Genomic DNA, 18,553 nt, shown 5'->3' with positions numbered 1-18,553 from the left:
ACCACCCGCCACCATGGGCCACTTCTCAGCTGCAGGTGGTCCCGTCCGCCGGCACCGTGCCGTCCAGCAGGTAGGCGTCCACGGTCTGCTTCAGGCAGGGGTTGCCGGTGTTGTACCCGCCGTGGCCCTCCCCCTTCAGCGTCACCGTGACGCCGACGCCCGCTCCCAGCTGCCGCGCCATCGTGCGGGCGCCCTCGACCGGGGTGGCCGGGTCGCCGGTGGTGCCGACCACCAGGATCGGGGCCGCCCCCTCGGCCGAGACCTCCGGGTGGTCGGCCTTGCCGGGGACGGGCCAGCCGGTGCAACCGGTCAGGCCCCAGGCGGTGAAGGCGCCGAACACCGGGGAGGCGGTGCGGAACTCGGGCAGCTGCTTCTCGACGTCCTGGTCGGAGTAGCGCTGTCGGGAGTCCACGCAGGAGATCGCCCGGTTGGCCGCGTTCAGGTTGTTGTAGTGCCCCTGCGGGTCCCGCCCGAGCAGCGAGTCGGCCAGCTGGAGCAGGGTGTCGCCGCTGCCGTGCTGCATCGCCTCGGTGAGTCCGGAGGCCAACGCGGGCCAGGTCTGCTGGCTGTACAGCGCGGCCGCGATGCCGGTGATGGCCAGGCTCTCGGTGAGCTTGCGCCCGCTGCTGGTGGGCAGCGGCGACTGCGCGAGCTCCTGCAGCAGTTCGGTGACCTTCGCTGTGCCCTCGGCGCCGCCCTTGCCGGTCGGGCAGGCGACCGCAGCCTGGGTGGCGCAGGCCTTCATGAAGTCGTCGAGGGCGAGTTGGAAGCCCTGGGCCTGGCCGAGCGCGCTCTGCTGCGGGTCCTTGGCCGGGTCGACCACCGAGTCCAGGACGAGCCGGCCGACCTCCTTCGGGAACAGGTGCGCGTAGACGCCGCCGAGCTCGGTGCCGTAGCTGATGCCGAAGTAGAAGAGCTTCTGGTCGCCGAGCACCTGCCGCATCAGGTCGAGGTCGCGGGCGGCGCTCTCGGTGTCCACGTAGGGCAGCACCGGGCCGGAGTTGCGCTCGCAGGCGGCGGCGAACTGCGCGTTGCTGTCGTCCAGGGCCTTGACCCCCGCCGGGGTGTCAGGGGTGCTGTCGACGGCCACGTTGACGTCCATCGCCTGGTCGCTCAGGCACTTCACCCCGGCGCTGTCGCCGACCCCGCGTGGGTCGAAACTGACCAGGTCGTAGCGGGTGTTGAGGGAGGCGTAGGCGCCGGCCAGGGCGGGCAGGGTGGCCACGCCGGAGGCGCCGGGGCCGCCGAAGTTGAAGAGCAGCGAGCCGATCCGGTGCTGTTCGTCCTTGGCCTTGCTGCGGATCAGCGCGAGGTCGACGGTCCTGCCGTCCGGCTTGGCGTAGTCCAGGGGAGCCTTGAGGGTGGCGCACTGCCAGTCGTTCGCGGGCGCGGTGCCGCCGCCTTGGGCGGTGCTCGGGGCCGGGCAGGTGCGCCAGGCCAGCTGCTGGGCGGCCAGGCCGGTGGCGGTGGCGCCGGTGGCCGGGGAGGTCGGCGCGGGCTCGGCGGCGGAGCGGCTCTCGCTCCGGCAGCCTGCGGCTGGGGCGAGCAGCAGTGCGGCCAGGCCGAGCGCGCCGGCGCCGCGGACGACGGTGTGCATGGAGCGGTCCACCTCTCGGGGTCTGCCGCGCGGCGCGGTCTCGGGCATGCCGCGCACCGGCGCGCGGCGGGCGGCGTACGCCCCGGCGCGCGGCACCGTCGGCGCACCACAGACCCTAGGGGCCACGGCGCGGCAATGCTCGCCGGAGGCCCCGGACGGGGGGCGTGCGCCGCCCGGGCTGCCACCGGCCGACCGAGTGAGGGTTCAACCGGCCCACCGGGTGGCAGCCTCACCGCCGGCCACCCGCGCCGGGGGCCGCAGCCGCGGGTACGGAGGGCAGGCACGTTGAGCGGCGACACCGATGTCCCGGCAGTGGACGCGGCGGGAGAAGCGGGTGGCGGCGCGGCTGTGCACGGCGGCCGTCGCCGCCTGAGGACGGGTTACGCAAGTCAGCCTGGTCAGGCCGACGGCCGGAGAGCGGCCATGGCCTCGTCGATCCGCCCGAGCTTCAGCAGCAGCGGGGCGAGCAGCAGGCGGTCCGCCGCCACGGCGGGAATCGCGACAGCCTCCTCCAGGCGGTCGGCGTCAGCGAGCAGCGACGCCAACTCCCCCGCCGCGCACGGGGCATCGAGATCGGCCCGCAGCTCCTCGATCGCCTGCTCCAGGCGTCCGCAGGCGGCGAGCAGCCGGGGCCGGAGCCGGACGTACTCCCGGTCCGGCGCACCGAACCGGGCGAGCACACCGTCCAGGTACGCCAGCCCCTCCTCGGCACGCCGCTGGTCGACGTACAGCTCGCACACGGTGGAGACGATCCAGTCCTCATCGCCGCCCTTCGCCCACGGCAGGGCGCGCAGTACCTCGACCGCCTCATCTCCCCGCCCGTGCCGGGCCAGGAGTCGGGCGAGCAGCACCGCCTCGTTCGGCGACTCCGCCGCGCGCGCCCGGTAGACCTCGACCGCGCCCTCGATGTCCCCGCGCAGCTCCAGCAGTTCGGCCAAGGCGGTCGCGGCGTCCCCGAGGGACTCCTCCGCCGCGTAGGCCCGCAGCTCCTCGATGCGGTCGTGTCGCGCCAGCAGGTCGGCCAGCTGGTCACGGCCGTTGACGGAGGTGATCTCCCGGGTGCGCAGCAGGGCGATCGCCTCGTCCACCCGGCCCTGCCGCTCGCGGACGGCGGCCAGCAGGTCGACGGCGTTGTCGGGCTCGGGGAAGCCGAGCTCCGCGTTCGGCCAACGCTCGGCCGGCGCCTCGATCCCGGCCGCGAGCAACTCCGCGACCTCCTCGTCCCGGCCGAGCCCCTCGGACACGTCGACCAGCGCCGCCGCGAACCGCGCCTCCTTGATGTGCGGCCGGAGCAGCTCGAACGCCTCCTCCCCCCGCCCGTGCCGCGCGAGCAGCCGGGCGAGGTGCTCGAACGCCGCGCCCTTGCCGACGCCCACCTCGGACAGCACCTGGACGAAGGCGATCGCCTCCTCCTCGTAGCCCCACCGTTCCAGCAACTCCGCGTGCGCGCGGGCCGCGTCCCAGGAGCCCGCCTCGATGTACGGCGCGAGCACGGCCAGGGCGTCGTCCTGCCGGTCCTCGGCGGCCAGCCGCTCCACCCACGCCCGGGCGCAGTGCCAGTCGCCGGACGACGCCTCCTGTCGCACCCGGTCGAGGTGGCCGTGCTCGATGAGCCGGGCGACCAGGTCGCAGGGTATCCAGTCCGCGTACGTACCGCGGGCTCGACGGTCGAATTCAGCGGCATCCATGATCGCGAACCTTACCGTCCGAAGGAGACATCCTCGGCAACTTGGCCGGATCCGTGCGGTCGCCATCGACGACACCGCCGCCCCGGCGGCGTCCGCCCACCACCCCTACCGGCACGGCGCCGTCCCGCAGCGCGGGGCCAGGGCGCGTCGGCGAACGTCAACTTCACCACCGGCAGCTACGGCGCGATGCTCGGCTCCACCAACCCGAGCACCACCTCGACGGCCCGCCAGACCTTCACCGCGCCGAGCGGCAGCAGCAAGGTCTCCTTCTGGTACGACGTGACCTGCCCGGACACCGTGACCTACGACTGGGCGACCGCCACGCTGAAGGACAACACCACCAACACCGCCACGACGGTGCTCGCCAAGACCTGCACCAGCGGCCTGGGCTGGAGGTCCGCCTCCGGGACCGTCACGCCGGGGCACGGCTACACGCTGACCCTGACCAACGTGGACGACGACTACCCGGGTGACCCGACCTACACCTACTACGACGACGTGACCGTCTCCTGAGGCCCCGTCCACGGCGTCCCTGACGCCGGACGCCGCCGGGGCGGGCCACTGCGGCCCGCCCCGGCCGCGGCGTCTGCCGTCGGAGCAGCGTCTCCCGTTCGTGGTGAGGCGCGCTCCGGAACCTCAGCGCGGCCCCAGCCCCGGTGTGCCGCGCACCACGTAGGCCGGCAGCCGCAGCTCGCCCAGCACCGCCCGGGGCAGGCGCAGCCCGAACCGCCGCCCGACCACGCCGAGCGCCCGGTGCCGGACGGCTCCGTCGGGCTCGCCCCCGGGGGCGCAGGAGGTGATGCCGTCGGCCTCCAGGACCTGCGCGGCGACCAGCTCGGGCAGCAGCAGATCGGGCTCCTGCCCCCAGCGCCAGCGCTCCTCGCCCAGGCCGAAGCCGCACAGCACGGCGCCGTCCCGGGCGTAGTCGAGCAGGGCCGGCGGCTGCTCCGGCATCGGGCGGAAGTGCACCACCTCGGCGCCGTGTCGGGCTATCTCGGTGAGCAACTCGCCGCCGGTCGAGTCGCCGTACTCGATCGCGAAGGACCAGCCGCCCGCCTCACCGACCCGGATCACGCCGTCGCCGTCGCCACCGGGACGGTAGCCCTCGATGTCCAGGTCCCAGATCCCCGTCCCGCTGATCGGCCCGGTCACGGCCGCCGGATCGGCCCCCATCCGACGGGCGAGCTCCTCGGGCGCGATGCCCCGGGCGAACAGCACCCCGTCGACCTCGGCACCGGCGTCCGCCAGCCACTGGATGCCGTCCCGCCGAGTGCCGTTCGGCAGGGTTCCGTTCGGCAGGGTGCTGTCACCGCCCCGCCCCTCGCCCCCGCGTGCACCGTCGCCCATGACGTCCCTCCCCTTCACGCCGGCCCGCGATGGACAGGCGCAGCCGGACGCACCCTAGCCGACGCCACCGACATGCAGCCCCCGACAGCCGGGCAGAGGATGGCGCGGAAGACGAACTCACCCACGGCGCGCCGCCGTTCAGCCGACTTCACCGCCGCCCTGCTCGCCGCGGAGGGCCGGACGCGCAACCCCTGACCACTCACCCCCAGCCGGGCACCGGCGGCAGCGGCCACGGCGGCAGCACCGGCGGCGGACCGTCCGAGCACAGGTCCGCCGACGGGCCACGCCCGGCGAACCAGGCGAGCAGCGTGTACCCCGGGCCGCGCACCACCGGGCCCTGCTCGCCGAGAGTCCAGGTACGGCCGAGGTCCTCGGCCTCGATCCGGGCGACCGCGACCCGCCGCGCGGCCAGCGCCGCCACGCTCTCCTCCAGCGCCCGCCGGACGAAGGCCTCCGGCCAACTCCGCGCCGAATAGCCGAGGTTCAGGTCTACATGGTGCACCTCAAGCTCGCGCCAGGCCCGCCACAGGAGGTACCAGGCCGGGTGCCGCCACCCCGCCAGCGCGGCGACCAGCACCGCCCTGCGCTCGGCGGGAAGCGCCGCCGCGTCCGCGAGCAGCCCGTGCAGACTGCCCCGCAGGTCCGTGACCAGCGCACCGGCGCCCCGCCCCGCGCCCTCGCGCAACCGCCGTTCCAGCTCGGCGGAGTCGGCGCGCGGCCCGGGCGGCGTGCCGGTACGGGCCACGGCGAGCATCCACCGGTACGCGTCGGCGCTGCGGGCGAGGTGGGTGAGGACGTGCCCCCGACTCCAACCGGGCAGCGGCGACGGTTCCCGGGCCTCCCGGTCGGTCAGCGTCCCGACACTCGCGCCGAGCCGCTCCGCCGAGGCCCGGACCGCCTCCAGCAGGCCCGCGAACTCCGTCTCCATGTCGACCTAACGCCCCGCCTCGGCCAGCGACTTGACCCCCTCCAGGGTCGCCGCCATCCCGTCGCGCAACTCATCCAGCCGGAAGGCGACGATCTTCTCCTCCAGCTCCGGTCGGGCCTCGATGGCCAGGGTGACGCCGCTGCGGCCGGGGCCGATGACCACCGACTGGCGCACCCGGGTGCCACCGTCCTCGGGAGTCAGGTCGAAGCGCCACCGGGCCAGCGCGCCGGGCACCTCCGACACCGGGTCACCGTACCGGCCGTCCACGTCCATGACGGCCCAGGCGAACGCGCGGCACTCCGTCAGTTCGACCACCTCGGATACCGTCCGCCAGTCGCGCATGTTCACCCGACGGTTGTGCCCCTCGAAGCGCGCGCCCACCGCGGGGCCGTCCGCGCCGTCCAGCCAGGCGACCTGGTGGAGCTCCGGGCTGAGCCGGGCGGGCAGGGCGATGTCGGTCACCAACCCCCAGACCCGCTCCACCGCAGCCCGGACGATCACCTCGCACTGCGCGCCCGGACCATCGGCGTACCTCATGCCGCTCCCCCTCCGTACCTGATGTCGCTGACGTAGCTGATGTAACTGACGCACCTGACGTACCTGGCACAGCTGTCGTTCCTGATGCAGCTGATCCAGCAAACTCTTACGGGTCGACACCCGCCGTACCCCCGCCTCGGCGTCCGGAACGCCGCGAAGGCAGCGGGCGGGTTGCCGCCCTTCTCGCGGGCCCTGCGATCGATGATCGATCCTGCCGGACATCCAAGTCAATCCACCGGTTTGCTGGGACACTTCCAAGCACTACCTTGGATCCCCGTGACCCTTGACGACCTCCGTGTCTTCGCGGCCGTCTGCCGGGCCGGCTCGCTCAGCGCCGTGGCCCGCGACCTGGCGTGCAGCCAGTCCGCCGTCAGCCAGCGCGTGAAGCGGCTGGAGCGCGAGCTCGGCCTCGCCCTGATCGAGCGGCACCCGCGCGGCGTCGCCCCCACCAAGGCCGGACGCCATCTGCAGACGGCCGTGGCCACCGGCCTGGGCGGGATCGACCACGCGCTGCGCACCATCGCCGAACTCGCGCGCGGGGAAGGCGGATCGGTACGGATCACCACCGGCGCCACCAGTATCCGGCACTTCATGTCCGCGGCCGTGGTGGACTTCCGACAGCGCTTCCCGCAGGTCAGCCTGGAGTTCCAGACCGGGGTCTCCAGCCGCAACTGCCTGGAGGCGCTCACCGCCGGGCACGTCGACCTGGCCTGGATCACCCTCGGCACCCCCGTCCGCGGCGTCGACCAGCGGCCCGTGGTGGACCTGCCCTGGGTCCTCGCCGTCGCGGCCAACGACCCGCTCGCCGCCCGGGACCGCATCGAACCCGCCGACCTCCAGGACGCCCGGCTCATCGGACTGCCGCAGAATTCGGTGTCCCGCTCCCAACTCGACGACTGGCTGGGCAAGTCGGGCATCCGGCCGGTCTTCGACACCAGCGTCACGGACTGGGACACCGCCATCCTGCTGGCCGAACTCGGCCTCGGCCAGGCCGTCGTACCCGCACTCCCCGAGTGGCAGGGCCCCGGCCACCCGGGCCTGCGGCTGCTGCCGCTGCCCGACCTGCCCGGCCTCACCGTCGGCTGGGCGCTGCGCGACTGGGACACCCTGGGCCCGCTGGCCCGCGCCTTCGCCGACACCGTCGCGGCCCACTGCGGGCGGGGCGCGACACCCGCCAGCCCTCCGGCGGTTGCCACTCCCTGACCGACGGTGCGCCACCGTCCAGGGCCCGCCGCAGGCCCTCCTCCCCCGGGACGGCGCCCGGCAGCGCGGCGAAGTCCTCCGGCAGGACGTCCAGCAGGCTCCGCAGGTATTCCCCGTACGTACGGTCAGCGGCACCGCGCAGAGCAACTGGCCCGGCAGCTCCGGGCGGTGGGAGAGGGCATGCCCAGGGCCGGACGCAGGTAGTGCCGTCCGCCGGGTGCCGCGTGAGCGCGCACCCACGCCGGGTCCAGCCGTCGACCGAGGCCGAGGTCGAGCGCCCGCTCCTCCAGCCGGAGCAGCGCGGGCGCGTCGAGGACCTTCACCGTACGGGGAAGTTCACGTTCCGTCGTCGCGTCTCCATCCTGACCGACCGAGGTCGGCCGCCGACCACCGCCCCTTCCACCGCTCAGCGCGAGTGGAAGGAGTGGACGCGGCCGATCTCGGTGAAGCCCCGCCGTCCGTACCACTCCCGCGGCCAGTCGGCGGCGTCCGCGGCGAGGAAGAGCCGGGGGATGCCGGCGGCGGCCGCCAGCGCCAGGCCGGTGGCGAGCAGGGTGTCGCCGTGGCCCGCGCCGCGATGCCGGGCAGCGGTGACCAGGTCCTCCAACTGGGCCAGCCCGGCGGCCCGGTCGAGGTAGAGGTCGCTCCAGGCCGCGATCTGCCCGTCCGGCGCCCGGGCGGCCAGGAAGTGCACCTGCTCGGCGCCGCGCAGCCGGGCGGCCCGGCGGTCGGTGAGCTGGCGGGCGAGCTCCTCGTCCCCGTACCACTCCGACTGCTGGCGCAGGACCGGCGCCCGCAGTTCGGCCAAGTCGGCCGGGAGCGCGGCCGGTTCGGGCAGTACACAGCCCTCCGTCTCGCGGGTCAGGAGCACGGCGGCGCCCCACTCGTACCCGGCCTCGGCCAGCGCCGGAGCGGCCCGCTCGCCCAACTCGTCGTCCAGCACGGTGATCGCGTACTGGCCACGCCGCCCGAGCCACCGCGCCGCCAGCTCGGGCAGCATCGCCGGATCGGTGCCCGGCCCCGTCACGACCAGGTGGTTGTGCTCGTGGGAGCGGACGAACTCCTCGTCCCGGACCGCGAACACCCCGGGGAACTCGGGGGCTTCGACGATCTCGGCCGCCTGGCGGCGGGCGAAGGCGACATGGAAGGCGGTCACACGCTCAAGCAGATCGGACATCTCGCCATGGTCGCCCCGCCGCGGCTCCGGGCCAAGCGAATTTCAGCGGGCCTGCGAACGGTCGAGGAACCGCCACAGCCCGTCCCGGACGCCGTCCGTCGCCACCACCCCTCACCACCCCAACGCCATCCGCCTCGCCCTCGCCGCGCCCCCACTCGCCCGACTCCCCGAGGCCCTCCACCGCCTACGCACCACCATCGGGTCCCTCGCCCCGTGAGCCCCCGCCGCACGAGAAGTCGGCCCATCCGACTTCCTGTGCGAATCCGAACTCCCGGCCCGCGAGGGCCTGAACCGATCAGCTCAATCCCCCACCACCGGGCCGCATGAGAAGTCGACCGGGCCGACTTCCTACTCCGTCCCCGCCCCCGCCGCCCGCCCGAAGCGGGCCGCCCACTCGCCGAGCAGCTCCCGCAGCTCGGGCGGCTGCACGACCTGGAACTCGGCGCCGAGCGAGCCCAGGGCCATCGCGGGCCAGTCCAGCGAGTCCGCCGTCATCACGAGCCGGCAGCGCTCGGCCCCGGCCTCCTCGACCTCGCCCCAGCGCCCCACGTGCGCGCGCACGCGCTCGGCGGGAGCCTCCACCAGGGCCTCCACCCGGTGCGGCCGGGGCATGCCGCTGCGGCCGGCGCGGACGAACTCGGCGGCGTCGGCCGCAGGGAGGGGCCGCTGGGCGAAGCGGGCGCCACTGCCGTGGGGGGTGGTGAGGCGGTCCAGGCGGAAGCTGCGCCAGGCGGCGCGGTCGAGGTCGTAGGCGACCAGGTACCAGCGCCGGTCCAGGCTGACCAGCCGATGCGGTTCGACGTGGCGTTCGGTGCGGGGCGCGGAGGCGGCGGTGTAGGAGAAACGGAGCCGTTCGCCGTCGCGGCAGGCCAGGGCGACCACCGTGAGGACGTCCGGGTCGACGCCGGAGCCCGTGGAGGTGCCCCAGTCGACCGGGACGGTCATCGCGCGCAGCGCCTCGACCCGGCGGCGCAGCCGGGCCGGCATCACCTGTACGACCTTGGCCAGCACCCGTACGGAGGCTTCGCCGACGCCCTCGACCGGGCTCTCGGCCGCCGCCTGCAGGCCCACCGCGAGTGCGACCGCCTCCTCGTCGTCGATGACCAGCGGTGGCAGCGCCGCGCCCGCCGCCAGCTGGTAGCCGCCGTCGACCCCGCGCTGGGCCTCGACCGGGTAGCCGAGTTCGCGCAGCCGGTCGATGTCGCGGCGCAGGGTGCGGACGGAGACGCCGAGTCGGTCGGCCAGTTCCTCGCCGGGCCAGTACCGGTGGGTCTGGAGCAGGGAGAGCAGTCGCAGCGTCCGGGTGCTGGTGTTCGCCATGCCCTGATTCTCTCCGGGATTCAGGACAGGAAGTGACCGCAATGGTCGTTAGCGTAGTTCTTGTCCGAGGGAGCAGGAACCGAACGGAAGGCCAGAGCCATGACCACGACCACCACCTCCGCCAAGGCCACCGTCACCGGCGAGCGCGCCGACCTCCTGGTGGCGCTGGAGAAGCAGCGGCACTTCCTGCGGTTCACCACTCGCGACCTCACCGACGAGCAGGCCGGCGCGCGGAGCACCGTGAGCGAGCTGTGCCTGGGCGGGCTGATCAAGCACGTCACCTCGGTCGAGCGCCTCTGGGCGAACTTCATCGTGGAGGGCCCGTCCGCGATGCCCGACTTCACGGCCTGGACCGAGGCCGACTTCGCCCGGCGCGCCGACGAGTTCCGCATGCTGCCCGGTGAGACGCTGGCCGGCGTGCTCGCCGAGTACACCGAAGTCGCCCTCCGCACGGACGAGTTGGTGGCCACTCTGGCCGACCTGAGCGCCACTCAGCCGCTGCCGAAGGCCCCGTGGTTCGAGGCGGGCGCCGAGTGGTCGGCCCGCCGGGTGCTGATGCACATCGTCGCCGAGACCGCCCAGCACGCGGGCCACGCCGACATCATCCGCGAGGCCCTGGACGGCGCGAAGAGCATGGGCTGAGGCGGACGGGGTCTGCCGCCGGGGTTCGGGCGGCAGACCCCACCGCACGGGGGTCAGATCTGGCCGACGAGCGTGAAGCCGGCCCCGTCCACCGCGCTGCGGACGGCCGTCCCGTCCAGCGGCTGGGCGGAAGAGACGGTGACCCGGCCGCTCGGCGCGTCCGCGACGACGCCGGTGACGCCGGGGATGGCGGCCAGCCCGGCGCTCACGGTCTTCTCGCAGTGGCCGCAGCTCATGCCGTCGACGGTGAGGACGGTGGTGATGGACATGACGGTGCCTCCGATAGGGCAGCTGGTGGGTCTGGAGCGTCGAACCGGTCGACCCGCACCACAACACCCCAATCCGACGCCGTTCCCCAGGGACACGCCACACGGGTGGCACCTTCGAGTGGTTCCGGGAACCGGCCGGACCCCGCACCCGACAGGAGCCACCAGCACCCTCGACTGAACCCCCTCCGCCCGCCTGCCCGTCCCTCCTGATGCACCCTTTCGACCCAGCTCAGGAGTTGCTCCGCATGGCCGCCACCTCCCTGAACCGCTGGAAGCACTGGAAGCCCTGGCACGGCGCGCTCGCCCTGGCGCTGGTCGCGGCGGTGACGGCCGGCCTGCTGTGGTGGCAGCCCTGGAACACCGGACCCGCGCCGCTGGCCTTCACCACCGCCCCCGGCGGCTCCGCCCGCTTCGGCACCGGGGAGCACCTCTACCGCTACAAGGTGCGGGTGGAGAACGGGATCACCGAGCCCCCCGAGCAGTTCGCCGCCGAGGTGGACGCCGTCCTCGGCGACACCCGTCGCGGCTGGGCCGCCGGGAACACGGCTTCCTTCCAGCGGATGCCCGCCGACCCGGTGGACTTCACGGTCTACCTGGCCACCCCGCAGTCCACCGACCGGATCTGCGGCCAGTACGGACTGGACACCGGCGGCTCGGTGAACTGCGGGGTCGGGCACCAGGTCGTGATCAACCTCAGGCGCTGGACCGAGCTGTCCGAGTTCTACCGGGGCGAGCCCGAGCTGTACCACGCGCTCGCCGTCAACCACGAGGTCGGCCACATCCTGGGGAACGGCCACGTCGACTGCCCGGGCCCGGGTGCCCCGGCGCCGGTGATGATGCAGCAGATCAAGGGCCTGCACGGCTGCGTGCCCAACGGCTGGCCCTCCTCGGGCGCCGGCACGCTGCTCACCGGCCCGCCCCTCCAGGCCCCGACCAACGCGCCGTAACACCACAGCTCTCAGGCCCCGGGCGACGCGCCGCAGCGGGCGGCCCGGTGATGGCCTTCGGCTCCACCCCGCGGGCCCCGCACGGCAGGATCTAGGTACTGCCTGCGCGGACCACGGCTCGGCACGGACGCGGCACGGACGGACCACTGCGCGGACCACGGACGCAGCAAGCCCCCGGAGCACGGATAATCACTGGTCGGACCGGGTGTCACCGAAAGGTCGACGCCCGGTCCGAACCATGATCGTCAAGCGTGTGCACGTGGAGGAACAGCCGTGAACGACAGGGAGAGCCTGGACTGGCCGGTGCTGCTGGAGGCCGCCGAAGCGGCCGCCCGGGCGACCACCGGCCGCGGCCGGGTCGCCGACTACATCCCTGCCCTCGCCACGGCGGACCCGGAGGCCTTCGGCATGGCCGTGGCCACCGTCGACGGCGAGCTGCACGGCGTCGGCGACTGGGAGCAGCCGTTCTCCATCCAGAGCGTGTCCAAGCTGTTCTCCCTGGCGCTCGCCCTGTCCCACAGCGGCGACGGCGGTGACGCCCTCTGGCGGGGCGTCGGCCGCGAGCCCTCCGGCAACCCCTTCAACTCCCTGGTGCAGCTGGAGACCGAGCACGGCATCCCGCGCAACCCCTTCATCAACGCCGGCGCCCTGGTGGTCACCGACCGCCTGCACTCGCTGACCGGCGACGCCTCCGGCGCCGTACGGGAGTTCCTGCGCCGCGAGTCCGGCAACCCGCTGCTGGACACCGACCCGGTGATCGCCGCCTCCGAGGCCGAGCACGGCCACCGCAACGCCGCGCTCGCCCACTTCATCGCCAGCCACGGCAACCTGGAGAACCCGGTCCAGACCGTCCTCGACCACTACTACGCCCACTGCGCCGTCGCCGCGAGCTGCCGCGACCTCGTGCTGGCCGGCTCCTTCCTCGCCCGCTACGGCGTGCGCACCGACGGCACCCGGCTGATGTCCCGCAGCGAGGCCAAGCGCGTCAACGCCGTCCTCCTCACCTGCGGCACCTACGACGCCGCCGGCGAGTTCGCCTTCCGCGTCGGCCTGCCCGGCAAGAGCGGCGTCGGGGGCGGCATTCTCGCCATACTCCCCGGCCGCGCCGCCGTCTGCGCCTGGGGCCCCCGCCTCGACCAGGCCGGCAACTCCGTCGCCGCCGTCACCGCCCTCGACACCCTCACCACCCTCTCCGGCTGCTCGGTGTTCTGAGCCGGAAGGGCCCCGGTCGTCCGCACAGCGACCGGGGCCCGGGGAGCGGGCGGCGGACTACTCCACCGTCACGCTCTTCGCCAGGTTGCGCGGCTTGTCCACGTCCCGCTCAAGGGCGACGGCGGCGTGGTAGGCCAGCAGCTGCAGCGGAATGTTGAGGAGCAGCGGGTCCAACTCCGGCTCGCTCTTGGGGACCAGGATGCAGTGGTCGGCGAGCTTCTCCTCGGGCCGGCGGTGGGCGACGGCGATGACCCGGCCGTGGCGGGCCTTGATCTCGCCGAGGGTGGTGAGGTTCTTGTCGAGCAGCTCGTCGTCCGGGACGAGGGCCACGGTGGGCAGTTCGGGGCTGATCAGGGCCAGCGGGCCGTGCTTGAGCTCACTCGCCGGGTAGGCCTCGGCGTGGACGTAGGAGATCTCCTTGAGCTTCTGCGCGCCCTCGCGCGCGACCGGGTAGCCGCGGACCCGGCCGATGAACATCATGCCGCTGGAGTCGGCGTACTCGGCGGCGAGCCGGGCGATCGCGTCGCTCTGGTCGAGGACCTCGCGGATCTGGTCCGGCAGGGCCTGCAGGGCCGAGACGATCCGGCGGCCGTCGGCGGGCGAGAGGTCGTGGATGCGGCCGAAGTGCAGGGCGAGCAGGGCGAAGGCGACCACGGTGGAGGTGAACGCCTTGGTGGAGGCGACCGAGACCTCGGGGCCGGCGTGCAGGTAGATGCCGCCATCGCACTCGCGGGCGATCGCGCTGCCCACGGTGTTGACGACGCCGAGCACCCGGCCGCCCTTGCGCTTGATCTCCTGGACGGCGGCCAGCGTGTCGTAGGTCTCGCCGGACTGGCTGACCGCGACGTACAGGGTGTCCGCCTCGATCACCGGGTTGCGGTAGCGGAACTCGGAAGCCGGCTCGCTGTGGGCGGGGATCCGGGCCAGCTCCTCGATCAGCTGCGCGCCCATCTCGCCCGCGTAGTAGGCGGATCCGCAGCCGAGGATCTTCACCCGGCGGATCTCGCGCAGCTCCCGGGCGTCCAGGTTGAGGCCGCCGAGGTGGGCGGTGCTGAAGCGCTCGTCGAGCCGGCCGCTGAGGGTGCGCTCGACCGAGGTGGGCTGCTCGTGGATCTCCTTGAGCAGGAAGTGCTCGTAGCCGGCGGTGTCGTAGGAGTCGATCTCCCAGTCCACGGTGGACGGCTGGCGGTGGGTGGTGCGGGCGTCCGCGGTGAAGGTGCGGAAGCCGTCGGCGCGGACGGTGGCCAGCTCGCCGTCCTCCAGGTGCACGACCTGGCGGGTGTATCGGACCAGGGCGGAGACGTCGGAGGCCACGAACATCTCCTTCTCGCCGAGGCCGAGCACGATCGGGCTGCCGTTGCGGGCGACCACGATGCGGTCCGGCTGCTCGGCGTCCAGCACCGCGATGCCGTAGGTGCCGACGACGCGGCCGAGCGCGGCGCGGACGGCGTCCTCCAGCTCGACGCCCCCGGTGGCGTGCGCGGCGATCAGGTGGGAGAGCACCTCGGTGTCGGTCTCGGAGCGGAACACGGCGCCGTCGGCGGTCAGCTTGGCGCGCAGCTCGTCGGCGTTCTCGATGATGCCGTTGTGGACGACGGCGATCCGCTCGGCGGTGTCCAGGTGCGGGTGGGCGTTGGCGTCGCTGGGGACGCCGTGGGTGGCCCAGCGGGTGTGGCCGATGCCGGTGGTTCCCTTGAACCGGGCCGGTACGGCCGCCGCGAGGTCGGCGACCCGGCCCTTGACCTTGCGGAGCTTGATCCCGCCGGTGCGCCCGGTGACGGCGACGCCGGCCGAGTCGTAGCCGCGGTACTCCAGCCGGGCCAGCCCCTCCAGCAGGAAGGGGGTCGCGTCCTTGGGGCCGATGTAGGCCACGATTCCGCACATGCGCGGTCTCCTCTTGGGAAGGTCGGGTCTTGGGACGGTCGGGTCTTGGGACGGTCACGCGGCCGAGCGGGGTAAGGGGCGGCGCTCAGCCGTAGACGATCCGGCGCAGCTGGCGGGCCGAGAGCTCCGGCGCCGCGACGCGGCGGGCGGAGAGCTCCTCGGCGAGCCGGGCGAAGATCCGCTCGTTGGTCAGGCCGCGTGCCTGGAGCTCGCCGTGGCGGCGACGGACGTACTCCTCGGTGCTCTCGGAGAAGTACGCCAGCACCTCCGCCACGACCCGCGCCGCCTCCCGGGGCCCGAGCGGGCTGGTCCGGGTGAGGTGGGCGAGGAGGTCTTCGTGAGGGTGGGGTGAGCTCGGCACGAGTGAGGACTCTAGGTCGCGCCGCCTGCCGAAGCCAAAGATCTTGCCCGAATTCGGGCAGACTTTACGACTTTCAGCTCAGGCAGCCAAGCGGACTCCCGCCCGTCACCTTCCCGACAGAGCCTTGAAGCGGCGCCGACTCCACACGTAGCGTGATCGAGAGAACACCCAGCGGAAGACCGGAGGCTTGCTGATGTGCGGGATCACCGGATGGGTCGCCTTCGAACGCGACCTCACCGCCGAACGGGACGTCCTCGACGCGATGACGGCCACCCAGCTCTGCCGCGGCCCGGACGCCGGGGGCGTCCACCTGCAGCCGCACGCCGCACTCGGCCACCGCCGGCTCGCGGTGATCGACGTGGAGGGCGGTGTCCAGCCGATGACGGTCGAGCACGACGGCCGACTGCTGGCCGCGCTCACCTACAGCGGCGAGGTCTACAACCACCGCGAGCTGCGCGCGGAACTGGAGGCGGCCGGGCACCGCTTCCGCACCCGCAGCGACACCGAGGTCGTGCTGCACGCCTACCTGGAGTGGGGCGAGTGCCTGGCCGAGCGACTCAACGGCATGTTCGCCTTCGCGGTCTGGGACGCCCGGCGCGAGGAGCTGCTGCTGGTCCGCGACCGGATGGGCGTCAAGCCGCTGCACTACCGCCCCACCCCGGACGGCGTGCTCTTCGGTTCCGAGGTCAAGGCGATCCTGGCCCACCCCTCGGTGCGCCCGGTGGTCGACCTGGACGGGCTGCGCGAACTGCTCGCCCACACCCGCACCCCCGGCCTCACCCCGTACCGGGGCGTCCACGAGGTCCGGCCCGGGCACGTGGTGCGGGTGCGCCGCGAGGGCATCTCGGTGCGCCGGTACTGGGCGCTGGAGGCGCGCGAGCACACCGACTCGCTGGAAGCCACCGTCGCCACCGTCCGGGCCCTGCTGGACGACATCGTCCACCGCCAGCTGGACTCGGACGTGCCGCTGTGCTCGCTGCTCTCCGGCGGCCTGGACTCCAGCGCCGTGACCGCCCTCGCCGCGATGACGCTGCGCCGGGCCGGGGACGGCCCGGTGCGTTCCTTCTCCGTCGACTTCACCGGCCAGAGCCGGAACTTCCACACCGACGAGGTGCGGCAGACCCAGGACGGCCCGTACGCCAAGCTGCTCGCCGAGCACGTCGGCGCCGACCACACGGTGATCGAGCTGGACGCCGCCGAGCTCACCGACCTGTCCCGGCGCGCCACCGTGCTGCGCGCCCGCGACCTGCCGAACGGCGTCGGCGACATGGACGTCTCACTGCTGCTGCTCTTCCAGGGCGTGCGCCGGGAGTCCACCGTGGCGCTGTCCGGCGAGTCCGCCGACGAGCTGTTCGGCGGCTACCGCTGGTTCCACGACCCGACGACCGTCGCCACCGAGGACTTCCCCTGGGCCGCCGGCATGGCCACCATCGCCGGCCCCGGCTCCGTCCCGCGCGAACACCTGCTGGACGCCGGACTGCTCACCAAGCTCGACTTGGACGGCTACCGCAAGGCCCGCTACCGCGAGGCGATCGCCGAGGTCCCGCACCTGGACCACGCCGACCCGCTGGAGCGGCGGATGCGCGAGATCTCCTACCTCAACCTGACCCGCTTCGTCTGCATCCTGCTCGACCGCAAGGACCGGATGAGCATGGCCAACGGGCTGGAGGTGCGGGTGCCGTTCTGCGACCACCGGCTGGTCCAGTACGTCTTCAACACCCCGTGGGCGATGAAGAGCTTCGACGGACGGGAGAAGAGCCTGCTGCGCGCCGCCGTCCGGGACGCGCTGCCGGCCGCGATCGCCGACCGGGTGAAGAGCCCGTACCCGGTCAGCGCCGACCCGCACTACCCGGCGCTGCTGCGCGCCGAACTCGCCGGGCTCGCCGCCAAGCACGAGTCCCCCGCCCTCGGCCTGCTCGACCGGCACAGGCTCGCCGCCGCGCTCGCCCCGGACACCGACCCGCGGTCGGTCCTGCTCGGCGTCGACTTCGCGCTGGACCTGGACGCCTGGCTGACGGAGTACCAGGTGACGCTGGAGCTCTGACCCTGGTGACCGGACGGTGCGGCGGCCCGCGCCGAGACCGCTGCGCCGTCCGGGGGATCACCGGGAACCGGCCCGCCCCGCCCGGACGTCGCACGATGCGGTAGCGTCGCCGACACCTCCCGAATGGCGGGCGAAAACGCGGATTCCCGCCCCCGCGCCGTCAGGATGGGAGAGAACCGTTCACCTCGATCCGCCGGGGGATCCCGTCATGCAGCCGCGAGTATTCGCGATTCTCACCGCCCTGCTCCTGGGCGTCCTGGGCCTCGGCTCGGTGGCCGTCACCGACTGGTCGCCCGCGGCGGCCAGCGCGGCCCCGGCCGTCGAGGGCACCGCCCCCGGCGCCCAGCCGGCCGTGGCGGGCACCGCGAGCGCCACCCCGACCGGCGACCCGGCGGTGTGGACCCGCTCGACGCTGCGCAACAAGCTGATGGCCGAGATGGACGCCACCGACCCGGGCGTCGCCCTCGCCGACCTCGACCGAATCACCAAGGAGAAGCCGTACACCGTGCGCTTCTGCCACCCGATCGCGCACGAGCTCGGCCACGCGGCGGTCAAGCGCTTCAACGAGGACTTCCAGAAGGTCATCTCCTTCCCGCACGAGACCTGCGCGGCCGGCTACCTGCACGGCGCGGTCGAGGAGATGCTCAACGCCTCCACCCAGCCCGAGGTGGACCTGCTCAAGCTGTGCGCCCCCAAGAACACCGGCCCCTGCATCCACGGCGTCGGCCACGGCACCATGTTCGTCGCCAAGCAGGACGTCGCCAAGGCGCGCGACCTGTGCAACAAGTTCACCACCGAGCAGAACCGGATCCGCTGCTCCGAGGGCCTGTTCATGCAGCTCTTCGGCCCGGACGAGGAGGACGAGCAGGCCAAGGCGAACCTGCCCGCCGACAAGCTCGCCCAGGACCCGCTGTACCCGTGCAAGGACCAGCCGTCGCTGTTCCAGTCCGCCTGCTACTTCTACGCCCCGACCTTCTACCTCTCCTCGCACGACTACCCGAACCACCCCGAGGTCTACGCCGACGCCCTCAAGTGGTGCCTCAACGGCAAGGCCAACGGCGGGGCCGTGGACTGCAGCCGGGGCGTCGGCTCGCGCACCATGAAGTACAACCTGGACCGCGAGGACTGGGCCGCCCAGCAGTGCGCCACCGCCGCCGACGGCTGGCAGCGCAAGGCCTGCACGGAGGGGCTGGTCAGCTACTACACGGTCAACTACACCGACGGCGGCGCGGCCGGACGACTCTGCGCGAAGATCACCAACAAGGAGATGCAGGGCTACTGCCGCTCCGCGAGCGGACTGTCCAGCTCGCTGGACTGACCCACCCGGTCTCAGCACGAGGGCCCGCGCCACACCGCGGGCCCTTTGCGTAAGATCACCCGACCATCGCCCGACCATC

17 protein-coding genes are annotated in these 18,553 nt (G+C 73.4%); 7 read left to right on the top strand and 10 right to left on the bottom strand.

The genetic code is table 11. From position 1 onward, the window contains the following. Positions 1 to 25 precede the first annotated feature (25 nt). Both ACZ3UD_RS13035 and ACZ3UD_RS13030 read right to left on the bottom strand, forming a co-directional pair. Positions 26 to 1,597: an alpha/beta hydrolase gene (locus tag ACZ3UD_RS13035; protein WP_465585728.1), complete on the bottom strand. Its 1,572-nt coding sequence runs from the start codon at positions 1,595 to 1,597 to the stop codon at positions 26 to 28. 398 nt (positions 1,598 to 1,995) lie between these two features. Then, complete coding sequence (locus ACZ3UD_RS13030; protein ID WP_465585726.1) at positions 1,996 to 3,285, bottom strand: tetratricopeptide repeat protein; 1,290 nt, start codon at positions 3,283 to 3,285, stop codon at positions 1,996 to 1,998. A 186-nt stretch (positions 3,286 to 3,471) separates the two neighbouring features. On the opposite strand from ACZ3UD_RS13030, the gene ACZ3UD_RS13025 reads away from it, so the two are divergent. Beyond that, positions 3,472 to 3,798, top strand: coding sequence for a hypothetical protein (locus ACZ3UD_RS13025; protein WP_465585724.1), 327 nt, complete (start codon positions 3,472 to 3,474; stop codon positions 3,796 to 3,798). Positions 3,799 to 3,921: 123 nt separating this feature from the next. Here the strand turns inward: ACZ3UD_RS13025 and ACZ3UD_RS13020 are convergent, their stop codons facing one another. The 3 genes from ACZ3UD_RS13020 to ACZ3UD_RS13010 form a co-directional block, all read right to left on the bottom strand. Further along, positions 3,922 to 4,632: a DUF6461 domain-containing protein gene (locus tag ACZ3UD_RS13020; RefSeq protein ID WP_465585722.1), complete on the bottom strand. Its 711-nt coding sequence runs from the start codon at positions 4,630 to 4,632 to the stop codon at positions 3,922 to 3,924. 199 nt (positions 4,633 to 4,831) lie between these two features. After that, positions 4,832 to 5,560: a maleylpyruvate isomerase family mycothiol-dependent enzyme gene (locus tag ACZ3UD_RS13015; protein ID WP_465585721.1), complete on the bottom strand. Its 729-nt coding sequence runs from the start codon at positions 5,558 to 5,560 to the stop codon at positions 4,832 to 4,834. Between the two features lie 6 nt (positions 5,561 to 5,566). Beyond that, positions 5,567 to 6,097 carry an SRPBCC family protein gene (locus ACZ3UD_RS13010; RefSeq protein ID WP_465585719.1) on the bottom strand — a complete coding sequence of 177 codons (531 nt, stop codon included), beginning with the start codon at positions 6,095 to 6,097 and terminating at the stop codon, positions 5,567 to 5,569. A 276-nt stretch (positions 6,098 to 6,373) separates the two neighbouring features. On the opposite strand from ACZ3UD_RS13010, the gene ACZ3UD_RS13005 reads away from it, so the two are divergent. Next, complete coding sequence (locus ACZ3UD_RS13005) at positions 6,374 to 7,300, top strand: LysR family transcriptional regulator (protein ID WP_465585718.1); 927 nt, start codon at positions 6,374 to 6,376, stop codon at positions 7,298 to 7,300. Between the two features lie 406 nt (positions 7,301 to 7,706). On the opposite strand, the gene ACZ3UD_RS13000 is transcribed toward ACZ3UD_RS13005, so the two are convergent. Then, positions 7,707 to 8,477, bottom strand: a complete 771-nt coding sequence (locus ACZ3UD_RS13000; RefSeq protein WP_465585716.1) for a GNAT family N-acetyltransferase — start codon at positions 8,475 to 8,477, stop codon at positions 7,707 to 7,709. A 348-nt stretch (positions 8,478 to 8,825) separates the two neighbouring features. Continuing rightward, on the bottom strand, positions 8,826 to 9,797 hold the full coding sequence (locus ACZ3UD_RS12995) for a helix-turn-helix transcriptional regulator (RefSeq protein WP_465585714.1): 972 nt from the start codon (positions 9,795 to 9,797) through the stop codon (positions 8,826 to 8,828). Between the two features lie 99 nt (positions 9,798 to 9,896). On the opposite strand from ACZ3UD_RS12995, the gene ACZ3UD_RS12990 reads away from it, so the two are divergent. After that, positions 9,897 to 10,439: a DinB family protein gene (locus ACZ3UD_RS12990; RefSeq protein ID WP_465585712.1), complete on the top strand. Its 543-nt coding sequence runs from the start codon at positions 9,897 to 9,899 to the stop codon at positions 10,437 to 10,439. A 53-nt stretch (positions 10,440 to 10,492) separates the two neighbouring features. Here ACZ3UD_RS12990 and ACZ3UD_RS12985 read toward each other — a convergent pair whose 3' ends face one another. After that, positions 10,493 to 10,708 (bottom strand): heavy-metal-associated domain-containing protein, encoded by a 216-nt coding sequence (locus tag ACZ3UD_RS12985; protein WP_465585711.1) that lies wholly within the window; start codon positions 10,706 to 10,708, stop codon positions 10,493 to 10,495. Between the two features lie 245 nt (positions 10,709 to 10,953). On the opposite strand from ACZ3UD_RS12985, the gene ACZ3UD_RS12980 reads away from it, so the two are divergent. Further along, positions 10,954 to 11,655, top strand: coding sequence for a DUF3152 domain-containing protein (locus ACZ3UD_RS12980; RefSeq protein WP_465585709.1), 702 nt, complete (start codon positions 10,954 to 10,956; stop codon positions 11,653 to 11,655). A gap of 291 nt (positions 11,656 to 11,946) precedes the next feature. Further along, the gene (locus tag ACZ3UD_RS12975; protein WP_465585867.1) at positions 11,947 to 12,867 is read left to right on the top strand and encodes a glutaminase; all 921 of its coding nucleotides are present in this window, start codon (positions 11,947 to 11,949) and stop codon (positions 12,865 to 12,867) included. Between the two features lie 57 nt (positions 12,868 to 12,924). Here the strand turns inward: ACZ3UD_RS12975 and glmS are convergent, their stop codons facing one another. Both glmS and ACZ3UD_RS12965 read right to left on the bottom strand, forming a co-directional pair. Further along, entirely contained in the window at positions 12,925 to 14,751 is a 1,827-nt protein-coding gene (glmS, locus tag ACZ3UD_RS12970; RefSeq protein WP_465585708.1) for a glutamine--fructose-6-phosphate transaminase (isomerizing), read from the bottom strand. A gap of 85 nt (positions 14,752 to 14,836) precedes the next feature. After that, the gene (locus ACZ3UD_RS12965; RefSeq protein WP_393029042.1) at positions 14,837 to 15,112 is read right to left on the bottom strand and encodes a hypothetical protein; all 276 of its coding nucleotides are present in this window, start codon (positions 15,110 to 15,112) and stop codon (positions 14,837 to 14,839) included. A gap of 193 nt (positions 15,113 to 15,305) precedes the next feature. Here ACZ3UD_RS12965 and asnB point away from each other — a divergent pair, with 193 nt between their 5' ends. After that, positions 15,306 to 17,156: an asparagine synthase (glutamine-hydrolyzing) gene (gene asnB / locus ACZ3UD_RS12960; RefSeq protein ID WP_465585706.1), complete on the top strand. Its 1,851-nt coding sequence runs from the start codon at positions 15,306 to 15,308 to the stop codon at positions 17,154 to 17,156. A gap of 208 nt (positions 17,157 to 17,364) precedes the next feature. Next, positions 17,365 to 18,474, top strand: a complete 1,110-nt coding sequence (locus ACZ3UD_RS12955; RefSeq protein ID WP_465585705.1) for a hypothetical protein — start codon at positions 17,365 to 17,367, stop codon at positions 18,472 to 18,474. Positions 18,475 to 18,553 lie beyond the last annotated feature (79 nt).

Source organism: Kitasatospora sp. NPDC023118 (assembly GCF_055560875.1).
The sequence above is the reverse complement of the archived record's forward strand: the minus strand, read 5'-3'. Positions and strand labels throughout refer to the sequence as shown.